The following is a 12664-nucleotide window of genomic DNA, read 5'->3' as shown; positions in this document are numbered from 1 at the left end:
GTTTCAATCCCTCCAGGGATGATCACGGACTCCTCTCTCGTGGGACGGTCGCGCGTCAGTTCGCGCGTTTCAATCCCTCCAGGGATGATCACGGACCTGCGGTTCAGATCGGCCGGATCGTCAACGCTGACCGGTTTCAATCCCTCCAGGGATGATCACGGACTGGGGTCGTGCCGAGCACCGGCCACGCCCGCGCAGCGGGTTTCAATCCCTCCAGGGATGATCACGGACCCGCGATCGAACCACTGGTGGCCGAGGCCATCGGGTTTCAATCCCTCCAGGGATGATCACGGACCCCGAGGATAAACGCGCAGGTCAGGGGCTGTTTGTGGGGCCGATCGGAGGGCTGTTTTGCAGCGGTCCGGCGGTAGTGCAAACCCCCAGGTCACAGCCATGATCCTTATCTTAGAGGATCGAGTCCTGGTTGCCCATCTCGCGTCCGAGCCACTCGGCCTCCACAAGGTGCGGGGACCGCGTCCGATAGATCCGGATGCTGTCGTAGCCAAGATCAAGATGGGTGCGCAGCGCGGCGAGGAGGGCCCGGTACTGGGCAGCGGACAGCTCCCCTTCGAACACGCTGCGCTGAACCCAGTGAAGGTACTTGCGGCAGGTCTTGAGGACGAGAGGGTTGCGTTCGGCCGCGGTGTCGTAGACGAGGACGACGAACATGGCTCACCACCAGGGCCGGAAGGGCTTGTACGGCGTGCCCTCCAGGCAGAGGCGGACAATCTTGAGGGCTTCGAGATGAATGATCTCCTCGTAGGAGACCTTGCGGCGTAATCCTCTGTGCTGAACGGTCGTGGCGAGCTCTTCTCGGATCATTGTGGCGACTTTCTTGCGGCCCTCGCGGCTGAGCGTGGCCTTTCCGACATCCGTCTCGAAATCGGAGGGGCGCAGCGTCTTCTGCGCTGCCGCGCGGCGCAGCAGGCGTTCGGCGAACAGCGGTTTGAACGGTTCGGCCAGGTCCAGCGCGAGGGTGTTGCGACGACGGTCGGTGTCGGCGTGCAGAAACCCGAGCGCGGGGTGGAGTGGCGTGCAGCGCAGGGCGGTGAGGACGCGGGCGTAGACGATGCTGTTGGCGTAGCTGACGAAGGCGTTACCGGCGTTGGTGGGCGGACGGCGGGTACGGCCGTCGAGACGCAGCCAGGTCGGCAGGATCGTGTCGAGCACGCCCCATGCGGTGCGGCGGAAGTTTCCCTCGGCTCCCATGAGCTGATCGGCACTGTGACAGTCCGGAAGCTGACCGTTGAGCGTGTCCAGGGCACGATCGAGCAGGTCGGTATCGAGCGCCCACCGCACGTTTGCCGCGGTGCCGGCGACGATTGCGCGGGCGACAGTCGTGCGGCGATCCTGGTCGGCGGTGAGGGTGACCTGGCTGCGGACCACCTGAGCGGAGGACATGTCCTCCGCGGGGGTGAGCGCGCCAGCATAGTTGCCGTAGTGGTCCAGGACATGGACTGTCACCCCGTGCCGGCCGAGAAGAGAGACGGCCGCCGTGTTGATGTCGACATGGTCGAAGGTGACCAGGTCGCGGACGTCGGTGATCGGGACGCGCACCGGGCTGGTGTCAGCCCGTTCGATGCGCAGGCTGTTGTCCTCGCGGCGGATGCGGCAGGGTTCGGTCAGCCAGTAGGTGCGGCCGGCGGCGCTCATGTCTGTCCCCAGCAGTAGTCGGTGTAGGAACAGCCGCGGCACCGTCGGCGCTCCAGCCGTGGCGGGATCGACGGCTCCTCGATGACGGCACGGGCCTGCCGTTCGGTGTCCAGGGCGATGGCGCGGGCCTGACCGTCCCATGCCACTGTGACCGTGCGGCGGATGAGCGGATAGTGGACCGTCCCGCCGCGCACGTGGACTCCTCGGCGTTCCAGGAGCAGGCAGTAATGCCGGACCTGCGCCTCATGATCCGGCGAGGTGGCCCGGGAGGACTTGGTCTCGTGGACGACGGCGCCGGTGGTGACCCAGTCGATTTTCGCCTCGCCCAGGTCGATGTCGCGGCGGCGGGTGTAGGTGGTGTCGTCCACGACCTCGCCGAAGGCGACCAGGTCGCTGGCCCCCTCCGGACGGTAGCCGCGCATGTAGAGCCAGAGCTGACGTGGGCAGTGCAGCAGATACTTGATGTGAACCCCGCCGAGGCCGTCGTCGCCAAGGCTGTCCCCGAGGCCGTTGCCTCCAAAGCCATTGCCTCCAAGACCGTTGCCTCCGAGGCCGACGTCGCTGGCGTCGCTGGCGTCGCTCGCCGGGCCGACGTCGTTCACAGGACGGTGTCCGCGGGTACGGCGGAGTGCCCACCTGGATCGGCATCCTGGCCACGGGCCAGTTCCAAGCCGGTGTCGGGCGTATAAGGCACATCGACGACGGGCAGGCGAAGCGCGGAGTTCCGCGGGTCGCGCAGGAACTGGACGCACTTCCTGCCGAGAAGACCGGCATACTGTCCGAACGAAAGCGGAATCAGCAGCCCTTCGGCAAGCAGCGGGTCACCGTCGCGCTTGTCGGACAGCTCCTGGTATTCCTCGACGTCGTCGGCGTGCAGAACGTGCACGGTGTCGAAGCCCTTGTCGAGACCGTCGGCGAACTCGCTACGGTCCTCGAAGGGCTTACAGAAGGTCAGGAAGCCGGTGATGAATTCATCGCGAGCGTCGCGGGCGGTGCGGGCCCACTGCTGGCCCCAGGGTGTGGCGTAGACGTCGGCCAGCCAGGTGTCGATCGTGCGCTCCGAAATCCTGGGATCTCGGAGCACGGTGCGCCGCATGGCGGCCCATGCCGCATCCAGGGCTTCCTCCTCGTAGGGCAGGTGGGACGACACGGCGTGAACACGGAACTCGACGGGACCGTCGGGGTGGCGTCCGCGGCGGTTGACCCGGCCGGCACGTTGGGCGACCGCCTCGATCGGAGCGAGTTCGCTGGCCCCTCGGTCGAAATCCAGGCACAGCGAAACTTCCAGGGCCTGGGTGGATACGACGAGCCCCCCACCGCGAAAGGCCGACTGACCGGCTTTGCGTTCGGGATGCCGGGCGGTGATGCGTTGTTCGATCCGCGCCCGATCACGGGCTTTGAACCGGGAATGCAGCAGCAGAGCCGCATTCCCGTCGTCCCCCAGGAGACCGCGAGCGACCGATGCCAGACTTGCGTACAACTGCTGAGCCGTACCCACGGTATTGGCCACGACAAGGACGCTGCGTCCCTCCGCGAGCCAATCCGTGATGGCTGCCAGGCTCGCGGGCGCGGTGATCGGCTCGTTGTCGAGGACGAGACGGTGGCGGTCCGGCGCGGTGCCGGCGGCGGCGGGCACCACCATGACCGGCAGCTCGAGACTGTCACAGACAAGTTTGACCATGGGCGGCGCGAGGGTGGCGGACAGCACCGCGACCCGGCTCCCGAGCTGCTCCCACAATCTCAGCGCGGCGCAGATCCGGCCGAAGGTGACCGGGTCGTAGGCGTGCAGCTCGTCCAGGACGAACATGGCGTTGGCCTGTTCCAGCAGGACCGAGGAGTACCGGGGCCCCGCGATGGCCGCCCGCAACAGTTGGTGGGGGGTAGCGACCCGCACCCGTTGAGCGAACAGGCGCATGGCGCCCGCCCGAGCACGCGCCTTGCGTGCGTCGTCGACGCCGGGAGCGCAGTCCTCCGCTACCGCGCGGGTGAGCAGCGTGCGGGCCGCGGTGGAATGCAGCACACCGATATCGGGCGTGACCTGGCCCGGCGGCGGGTCGAGATCACGGGTGAACCGGTCGACGGCTGCGTCGATGGACGCCCGGTAGGGCAGTACCCACACCAGCCGGGGCCCACCCGGCATGGTGGCGAGCTGGGTGGATGCCCATGCCAGGCCCGCTTCGGTCTTGCCGCTGCCGGTCGGTGCGATCAGGATCAGATGGCCGTCGACCGCAGCCGCGCACCGCTGATGATCGTACGGTGTGGCCAGCCGGTCGAGGAATCGCCGCGGTAACGGCATGTGCCGCTGCAGCGGCACATGGGCGGACCCGCAGTGGTCGGCGAGGGTGACCGCTCCTTGGAGCAGCACCGCCAACAGGCCCGCATCCGGGCTGACCGGGTCGATCCAGGCGTCCCGCGTCGCCGCGAACAGATCGCGGGCGCGCTGCCACAACCGTCGGCCGTCCGGTTGCGGCAGGGCCGCTGCGAGCTGGCCGGTGAACCAGGCGAGCAGCTCGGAGTGCCGCGCCGGAGTGACCTGGACGCGCGGTTCGTCGGCGAGCGCGTCCGGGTTGCGGCCGAACCGGCGTTCCCAGCCGCCGTCATACGGGTAACTGTCGGCCAGGCCGCCGCCGAGACCACCGCTGACCGTCAGTGGCCTGTGATGGAAGGCGACGCCGGTGGCCGTCATAAGCCGGTCGTGGTCGGGCTGACCGGCGGTGAGCAGGTCCACGTAGGCCAACGAGAACACTTCGTGACGCTCGCCCCACGGCGCCTTGCGCACCCGCAGCTGCCGTTGGAAACCGGCGGCGACCTTACCGGCGTCGTGGAGCAGGGCGGCCTGTTCCACCCACGTCCAGAAGCGCGGTTCCGCGGCGATCGGCCCGGCCGGGCCGATGCGCTCGGCGACCATGCGGGCGGCGTCGCGCACCGCCGCGGAGTGCGCGGTGAGCGGCTCGGGGCGGCCGAGCGCGGAGCCGGTGGCGGACTTCGCGAGCACCTGGTCGAGCTCACCGTGACCTCGAGCCCTGTCAACCCTGTCTGCCCTGTCTGCCCTGTTTGCGCTGTTTGCGCTGTCGGGGCTGTCGGGGCCGTGGAGCCAGACCGCCTCGCCGGTGCCCTCGTCACGGTAGGCACCGTGAACGGACTGCCGTCCTGCCGGCGCCGGACACCACAGGTACGATCCGTACATCGTACGCAGACGATCGGTGCTGATGATCTCGGCGAGCCGCACGGACACCGCCTGGGGCGCGGTGTGACCGTCCGGTGGGGCCAGTGCGTGGCCGACCACAGCCTCCGCGGTCGGGTGCAGCACCGTCCACCGGGGTCGGCCCCGCAGATGCACCAGATCCTGGGAGCGGCCCAGTCGCAGCCCCCAGACCGGCCGGCGCAGCGCGGCTTCGATCCGCCGGCCGTCCGCGCCGGGAATCCACAAGATGACACCGACACCGGTGAGGAACGGCCGTTCCCGGACGGTGGCGCCGCCCTTCCCCGGTCCGACCCGGCCGCCGACAGCGGGATTGCTGCCGTCCGCGGCGATCGGATGGTAGGTCTCCAGGTCGACGCCGTCGCCGGCGGCACTCGCCGCCATCCCCAGCCGCACCGGCTCATCAGGACGGCCGGTAGCAGCCGCCAGCATCCCCCGCACCGTGGACAACGCCGGGACGGGAAGGCATCGGGTGACCCCGGGAAACATCGGATCCCGAAACGACGCGACCGGTACGAACAACTCGACCCGCAGAGCCTCGACCGAGGTCCGCTGCCCACCCACCGAATTCACCGTGCCGGGTCGTCGAACCAGGCGTCGTGCTGCCCGGAACGGACCCGTGAGGCGAGCGCGAGCAACACCGTCCGCGGATGGCCGACCACCACCTGTCCGGCGGCGATCTCCTCAGCGAGGTCGGCTTCGAACTGCTTGCGCAGGGTGTCGCGGAACCCGGGTCGCCAACCGACGAGCACCGGCGGCTCCCATTCGCCCTGCCATGCGGCCAGTTCCTTACGCAGTACCTCACCGCGGACCTGAAGACCGGTGCCGTCCTCGGCGCCGTCGATGACAAAGCCGAGCGGGTTCACCCCACCCGCCATCGGCACCACGGCAATCAGCGCCGGGAGCCGGTCACCGTAGTGCAACGCCTTCTTCGCGCCACCGGCCAGCTCGGCGAAGGCCTCCAACAGAACCGCGACCCGCTCCCGGCGGGAGGCCAACGGCAGGCGCACCGCGGTGTGGCCACGGAACGTCTGCGTGGTGGCGCCCGCCTGTACCGCCAACGCGACATCCAACGCGGTCTTCTCGTCCAGGTAGTTCGGCCGCCCCGACCCGTTCGCGGCCGGCAGGGTGAACGTGCCGACTCGAGGAACGTCCAGCAGGAACGGCGCGGCCAGATCAGCGGTGTAGAACTCGTGTGCGTGCAGTACCGGCTCGGGAATGTCCCGGGACATCACGCCGAAGTCCTCGGTTGGTCGTACCGGTTCGACCGCGAGGAATGTGCCGACCATGAACGGCGTATCGCGGATGGTGGTGGCCTCGTCGCTGGATTTTGCCGTGGCCTTCATGTAACCGAACAGGTCGTCGTCGACATACCTGATCGGGTCCGCGGCCGTGGTCGCCTTCTGCGCCTTGTTCTGTGCCTTACCGACCCGCTGGGCGGGCGACGGCACCGACCCGGCGGCAGTCATCGTGTCCCGCAGCCACCGGCGGAACGCCTGCGCGGACACATAGGGATAATCGCGGCCCCGGATCCGGGTCTTCTTCACCCTGCCGGTCGTCCCGTCACCGGCACCGTTGTTCGGCGCGCCCGCCTCCACCGCGAGCACAATCTTGCCTGCCAGAAACGCCATCAGACATCCCCCTGTTCATCCTCGTCATCGACCGGGTCGACCCCCACCAGCGGGCCGTCCTGTTCACCGTCGTCAGAATCGTCGGAGTCGTCCCGGGTGCCAATCGGCGCCTTGCGCACGACCAGCTCGGCAACGACCTCGAAGAACAACTGGCCGCGAAGCTGCCACCCCTGCGGGGTCGACCCGAACAGCGCCCCTGTCACCCCGGTGATATCTGACGGACGGCGCCCGTCAAGCAGCAGCCGACCGCTCGCCTCCATCAACAGACGTTGCAACAGAAATGCGCGGCCGGCCACCTTTCGGTACTCGTTGAACCGACCACGTGGATTGGCCTCAGCAGTGATCCAGTCGACCAGCAGTTCGGTGACGGGTTTCAACACACCCGAATCCACTCCACACATCTCCCTCAGATACAGCGCGAACAGAGCCCGCCAGGCCCGCAGAGTTGACCCCGGCATCTTGTCAATCGAGTCACGGCAGTTGAACATCTCGACCAACAACCGGTCCCGGGGACCGTTCGCGGGATCGAACAACGTCCGGGCAATAACGTCACGGCCACTGCGGACAACCGCTCCGTCCGCGGCACGCCGGGTCAACGCGTGTTCGAGCCGTCGCCAGCCCCGGTCGGCATCCTTGTTCGCGGGCAGGACGTGCAGGAATCCCACGACGGCCAGGCGAGTACCGGTGACACGCAGCCACGGCTCCTGGTTGTCATTCTTGAACATCCACAAGGTTGCCGCGACAGGTCGCGATTTCGCGTAGGTGCGCAATGCCCACAACGTCACCGCCTCCGGTGAGGCGTTCGACGGCAGGGAGCTGAAGCCGGTCTGCCGGATCCGGGCGGCGCGCTCGCAGTTGTCCACCACGAAGGCCCGCTCGACAGCGTCGTCGTCGCAGGTCAGCACCGTCGCGGACCCGGCTGTCACCGCGGCGCCGTACGGCATCGCCCACAACGCGATCCGGCACGCCCGGCACACCGGCCAGCCTGCCGCACGCGGCGGGAGCGTATTGAGGAACTTGGTCGTGTCGAACATCGGCAACATCGATTTCGACCACAGCGCTGCGGCCGGCGTACCGCAGAACACGCACGGCCGCAGCACGGCGCCCGCTCGCTCCACGATGAAGAACTGCTCCACCTCGCGGGTCAACACGGCTGTGTCCCTGGACCGGCCCGCATGGGTCGGCTTCGCGTTGGGGAACAGCGCGTACAGGACCTTCCACCAGTCGTAGGCGGCAGAATCCTTGGCTGCCACTGATGCCCGCACGACGTCCCGCACAAGCTTTGCCGTAACATCGTCGAGATCCGTCACGGTTACGTCATCGGGACGGTCTCGTCCGGCCAGCGTCATGACCGACCAGGCGCCGGCGCGTTGAAGCGGATGACGCGTAAACGGCAATACGCCCACCCGCAGCGTTTCCCCGTACAGTAACTCGGTCATAGGATCCAGCCGAATCCCTGATTCGTGTTGAGTCCCAGACCCCATTCATAAAGGGCGTCGAGCAACACGGACGAGGCACACATCCGCAGCTGGACGGTACTTCCATGCCGCGGCACGCGCTGCACCAGGAACTTGCGTGGATATCCGTACGACACCACCTCGACCTCGACCTCGCCGGGCAGGCCCAGCACGTCCGCCTTGTGACGCAGGTTGTGGCACAACCGTTCCACATACCGCGGATGATCGGGGTGGATGAACTGGTCCTCGAACTTCACCAGCACCGGCGTCACCGTCGAAAAGACGGCTTCTCCCGAGCTGTGATCCGGCACCGGTTCCAGCTGCACACCCCGCACCCGCAGCGGAACCGTGCCCCAGCGGATGTCGGTACGCCCCGCCACGCCTGCCAGCAGCGCCGCGGCCACCCTCGGCACCGGAGAACCGAACCAGACCGAGCCATCACCCGACGCCCCGTACACACCGGTACGCCGACCCGCCCCACGAAAACACGGCGACGACAAACCCAGTGGACGCAACGAACTACCCGCATAACCATGATCATGTAGCTCGGCCGCCAACGCCTCGTCCTGGGCGCGGATCAGATCGTAGGCAACCCCGCGCGCCGGACTGAACACCTGCGGCCACGGAATGCTGTCCACATCCGCGGCAACATCCACCCGAAACCTCATACGACTCCCCCGATCCTCTCACACTCTGATCTTGTCTGCCGCCGGCGCTGCGTGCCCGGCCCCAGGTAACCGGCAGGTCGCCGCTACCCATCAGGTACTGACGGACGACGGCGACGACAACCTCTCGATACGCTGCCGACAGCCATCAAGATCGACCAACCCGACGAGAACCCGGTTCATAGCGGATCGACTCCGCGTCCGGCCCCCTCCCTGGTCTCCGGTTATCGCAGATGTCCATCTTGTCGCGGCAGGTTACCGAGAGAGGATGCCATATGGCCTCGACGTCTTTGAGCCGAGGAGCGCGACGCATAGGCCTTCGCGCGCCATCACTCTCGATGGACGTTGGCCTACAGCACACACGCCCACCGAAGAGGCCACGTTGCGGTCTTCGGTCTTCTTCCAAAGCGACCCGGTAGCACACACAATAACCAAAAGTAGTCGAATGGCTCCGAATCCGAGGCTTGGTCAATGGCCCATCCGCATCGAGGTTCCGTTACATCCGCGGATAGTTGCCTTCCATCACTGTCGCCAGGTCATCCTCGGTGAGGATCTCTCCGCGCGCGAGCTCAGCCTCGGACTCAGCAAGCCGACGGACCGTTGCCGAGTCTGACAGGATCGCCACCATCCCCTCCCGCGACCCCAGATCCTCGATGGCCACCAGGACGGCCGATGGGCGTCCGTGGACCATGACGATGACACGTTCATACTGCTCGTGAACCCGCCCGACGAGTTCCGACAGGTGGGACTTGGCTTCGGCCAGCGGCAGCGCGGCCACCATGATCAAAATCATCATGAACCTGGAACGGCCGTCCATCGGCCAAGGCGTGGTCTCAAGTAGAGAACATCAGGCCAGTAGGCCGGCAAGGCGGAACGCGGCAGAGAACGGTTCCGCGAGTTCACAGCGGCCGCCACCACGTACGGTGGCGACGACGTCATAAGCTCCGTGGCCGCCGAGCAGACGGACGGTCACCGACAAGATCTTCGGATCGAAGACCCGGGAGGAGCGAATCCCCCGCGTTCTGGCAAGCGACGCACTTCGTCTGCGCGTCATAGGTACGACCGTATACGGGCAGGACTTCGACTCCCAGTTTTTCAATCTCGCGATCACCGGCGGTGTTTCAACCCCTCCAGGGATGATCACGGACGCTGATCAAGGAGGTGCTGGGATACCCCGTCACCGAGTTTCAATCCCTCCAGGGATGATCACGGACCACCACGGTCCAGCTCGCCACGGCCCGGCACCGAGCGTTTCAATCCCTCCAGGGATGATCACGGACCTGCACGTCGGGGCCAAGCGCCCGCCCGTGTGGCGGTTTCAATCCCTCCAGGGATGATCACGGACCCGCATCGCCGCACGTCACGGCGCGACGTTTGCGATCGCTTCAATCCCTCCAGGGATGATCACGGACCTACACGCTGGCCGGGGCGGTCGAGCCCCACGAGGTGTTTCAATCCCTCCAGGGATGATCGCGGACCGTGACCCATGCGATCGCGTGGGCCGATTGGGAGGTGTTTCAATCCCTTCAGGGATGATCACAGACGTCCGAGCGGTGAGGTTGTGGTGGTCGCGGAGGCTCATGTTTCAATCCCTCCAGGGATGATCACGGACAGGGACCAAGCGCCCGCTGGACGCCAACGGCTCAGGTTTCAATCCCTCCAGGGATGATCACGGACCAGCGCCGCCACGATCGCATCGCCCTCGGCGGTCGGGTTTCAATCCCTCCAGGGATGATCACGGACCTGGACCTGCGGTAGCGTCATCGGCGCCCAGGCGTGTTTCAATCCCTCCAGGGATGATCACGGACCAAATTCCTGGTATGGCCGTCCATACGCGCCATAGAGTTTCAATCCCTCCAGGGATGATCACGGATGGCGACGAACGGATGGGGATGGGGATGGGACACGATTCCAATGTTTCAATCCCTCCAGGGATGATCACGGACCCGGTACCTGGCCGGTTTCGCCGAGACCACCGGCGCGTTTCAATCCCTCCAGGGATGATCACGGACTGGCTGCCGTGAACCGGGCACGACCCTTTGTTGATGGTTTCAATCCCTCCAGGGATGATCACGGACGCCGCCCGTCCTCGTCGTGGCAGCTATGGCGGACCTGTTTCAATCCCTCCAGGGATGATCACGGACGAGCCAGCGCTCACAGTCGCGCCCGACTCGGCCGAGTTTCAATCCCTCCAGGGATGATCACGGACCTGGATCCGATCCCGTAGTACCACCACCGGCACGTGTTTCAATCCCTCCAGGGATGATCACGGACCGGCGCCAGCCAGCTGTGCGCCATTGAGCTGCACGTTTCAATCCCTCCAGGGATGATCACGGACTCTGAGAAAGGGATGGGGCACTACTACGCCAGCAAGTTTCAATCCCTCCAGGGATGATCACGGACCTGGAGCCCGCACAAGATGTTGGTCCCGCTGATGGGTTTCAATCCCTCCAGGGATGATCACGGACAGCCCAGCGCGTCCCGGTAGACGCCGCGGTTGCGCAGTTTCAATCCCTCCAGGGATGATCACGGACCGGCGTCTTCGATCAGCGCGATGCCGTGGCGCTCAGGTTTCAATCCCTCCAGGGATGATCACGGACATGCGTAGGAGGGACCATGCAACTCAACGAGGTGTTTCAATCCCTCCAGGGATGATCACGGACCTTCGGCGCGGGCCTGGCCGCGCTGGCGGACGGGTTTCAATCCCTCCAAGGATGATCACGGACGGTGCTCTACGGCGACGACGCGGTCAGCTATTCCCGGTTTCAATCCCTCCAGGGATGATCACGGACCGGTTGACGTCAACCAGTCGACCAGTCGACTATGGGTTTCAATCCCTCCAGGGATGATCACGGACCGTGAAGCAGCGAACGTGCCAGGAGGCGCGTCGTAGGTTTCAATCCCTCCAGGGATGATCACGGACAAGCTGAGCGCCGATCTTAAGCTACCGCTCTACCAGTTTCAATCCCTCCAGGGATGATCACGGACTCGGGCATCGCTCCCACTGGTGGTTGACACGCGTGGTGTTTCAATCCCTCCAGGGATGATCACGGACCTTGACCTGTCGGGCGCAGGACTCTTTCTTGCCGTGTTTCAATCCCTCCAGGGATGATCACGGACGTCCTCACGGACCAGGCCCATGGTGTCCAACCACGCGTTTCAATCCCTCCAGGGATGATCACGGACGCGGCGATGACCAGACAGAGATAGCCGGCCAGTTCGAGTTTCAATCCCTCCAGGGATGATCACGGACGGCGGTGATCGCCACCGTGGCCGCCCAATGCAGCGGGTTTCAATCCCTCCAGGGATGATCACGGACTAGAGATTTTTAAGAAATGTCCGCCCCCGGTTCAGGTTTCAATCCCTCCAGGGATGATCACGGACGCCCAAATGCACCGTGTGGCCGTTCGCCAGGTTCTGTTTCAATCCCTCCAGAGATGATCACGGACTTATATATCCTAACGGGGCCACAGAGGAGATACCGTTTCAATCCCTCCAGGGATGATCACGGACGAGGGCCGCTCGGGCGCCACCAGGCCCAGCTCCTCGGGTTTCAATCCCTCCAGGGATGATCACGGACCCGCTGACGACGAGGCGATGTCGGCATGACGACGGTGTTTCAATCCCTCCAGGGATGATCACGGACTCGCGACCGCCGTCTTCGACCACCAGGCGGCCGCGTTTCAATCCCTCCAGGGATGATCACGGACCGGGCCCGTGCTAGGAGAGACCGTCAACCTTCAACCGTTTCAATCCCTCCAGGGATGATCACGGACCTGCGGACTCCCCGCGGGCCACGACGGCAACCACCTGTTTCAATTCCTCCAGGGATGATCACGGACCTGCCGGACACCCGCCGCCGGCACGCCCACTCTTGTTTCAATCCCTCCAGGGATGATCACGGACTGGCCCGGACGGCGTAGCGTCAGCGCGCGAACTGTCCGCAGTTTCAATCCCTCCAGGGATGATCACGGACGCCCCAACCAGCTCATCCTCACCATGCAACCCAAGTTTCAATCCCTCCAGGGATGATCACGGACTTGGCTGGTCCAGACA

Annotated in this window: 9 protein-coding genes and 1 CRISPR repeat array; all 9 genes read right to left on the bottom strand. The window is 65.7% G+C overall.

What is annotated here, in order from left to right; genetic code table 11:
- Nucleotides 1-405 precede the first annotated feature (405 nt).
- On the bottom strand, nt 406-669 hold the full coding sequence (gene cas2 / locus CV1CTNOD_RS08255; protein WP_131785558.1) for a CRISPR-associated endonuclease Cas2: 264 nt from the start codon (nt 667-669) through the stop codon (nt 406-408).
- 3 nt (nt 670-672) lie between these two features.
- A complete protein-coding gene (gene cas1b / locus CV1CTNOD_RS08250) occupies nt 673-1653 on the bottom strand; it encodes a type I-B CRISPR-associated endonuclease Cas1b (RefSeq protein WP_131785557.1) in 981 nt (326 codons plus the stop codon).
- Nucleotides 1650-2117, bottom strand: a complete 468-nt coding sequence (locus CV1CTNOD_RS08245; RefSeq protein WP_131785559.1) for a Dna2/Cas4 domain-containing protein — start codon at nt 2115-2117, stop codon at nt 1650-1652. Before CV1CTNOD_RS08245 ends, cas1b begins: the two co-directional genes overlap by 4 nt.
- A 134-nt stretch (nt 2118-2251) precedes the next feature.
- Nucleotides 2252-5419 (bottom strand): CRISPR-associated helicase Cas3', encoded by a 3168-nt coding sequence (cas3, locus tag CV1CTNOD_RS08240; protein ID WP_242606494.1) that lies wholly within the window; start codon nt 5417-5419, stop codon nt 2252-2254.
- Between the two features lie 5 nt (nt 5420-5424).
- Entirely contained in the window at nt 5425-6486 is a 1062-nt protein-coding gene (gene cas7i / locus CV1CTNOD_RS08235; RefSeq protein WP_131785556.1) for a type I-B CRISPR-associated protein Cas7/Cst2/DevR, read from the bottom strand.
- Entirely contained in the window at nt 6486-7925 is a 1440-nt protein-coding gene (locus CV1CTNOD_RS08230) for a hypothetical protein (protein ID WP_131785555.1), read from the bottom strand. Before CV1CTNOD_RS08230 ends, cas7i begins: the two co-directional genes overlap by 1 nt.
- A complete protein-coding gene (cas6, locus tag CV1CTNOD_RS08225) occupies nt 7922-8611 on the bottom strand; it encodes a CRISPR-associated endoribonuclease Cas6 (RefSeq protein WP_131785554.1) in 690 nt (229 codons plus the stop codon). The genes CV1CTNOD_RS08230 and cas6 overlap by 4 nt, the downstream gene beginning before the upstream one ends.
- Nucleotides 8612-9104: 493 nt before the next feature.
- Nucleotides 9105-9425: a type II toxin-antitoxin system Phd/YefM family antitoxin gene (locus CV1CTNOD_RS08220; protein ID WP_207386264.1), complete on the bottom strand. Its 321-nt coding sequence runs from the start codon at nt 9423-9425 to the stop codon at nt 9105-9107.
- Nucleotides 9426-9455: 30 nt separating this feature from the next.
- Complete coding sequence (locus CV1CTNOD_RS08215; protein WP_131785552.1) at nt 9456-9662, bottom strand: hypothetical protein; 207 nt, start codon at nt 9660-9662, stop codon at nt 9456-9458.
- 64 nt (nt 9663-9726) lie between these two features.
- A CRISPR array of direct repeats spans nt 9727-12648; the repeat unit is 30 nt; unit sequence GTTTCAATCCCTCCAGGGATGATCACGGAC.
- Nucleotides 12649-12664: the final 16 nt, after the last annotated feature.

The sequence above is a fragment of the Protofrankia symbiont of Coriaria ruscifolia genome, from assembly GCF_900634745.1.
GTDB classification, from domain to species: Bacteria; Actinomycetota; Actinomycetes; order Frankiales; family Frankiaceae; genus Protofrankia; species Protofrankia californiensis.
Note: the sequence above shows the minus strand (reverse complement) of the source record. Positions and strands in the feature narration are given on the sequence as shown.

Excerpts from the sequence above, each read along its gene's own strand:
- cas2 (WP_131785558.1), bottom strand. The coding sequence starts at position 669 with ATGTTCGTCGTCCTCGTCTACGACACCGCGGCCGAACGCAACCCTCTC.
- cas1b (WP_131785557.1), bottom strand. The coding sequence starts at position 1,653 with ATGAGCGCCGCCGGCCGCACCTACTGGCTGACCGAACCCTGCCGCATC.
- cas7i (WP_131785556.1), bottom strand. The coding sequence starts at position 6,486 with ATGGCGTTTCTGGCAGGCAAGATTGTGCTCGCGGTGGAGGCGGGCGCG.
- CV1CTNOD_RS08230 (WP_131785555.1), bottom strand. The coding sequence starts at position 7,925 with ATGACCGAGTTACTGTACGGGGAAACGCTGCGGGTGGGCGTATTGCCG.
- cas6 (WP_131785554.1), bottom strand. The coding sequence starts at position 8,611 with ATGAGGTTTCGGGTGGATGTTGCCGCGGATGTGGACAGCATTCCGTGG.
- CV1CTNOD_RS08220 (WP_207386264.1), bottom strand. The coding sequence starts at position 9,425 with ATGGACGGCCGTTCCAGGTTCATGATGATTTTGATCATGGTGGCCGCG.
- CV1CTNOD_RS08215 (WP_131785552.1), bottom strand. The coding sequence starts at position 9,662 with ATGACGCGCAGACGAAGTGCGTCGCTTGCCAGAACGCGGGGGATTCGC.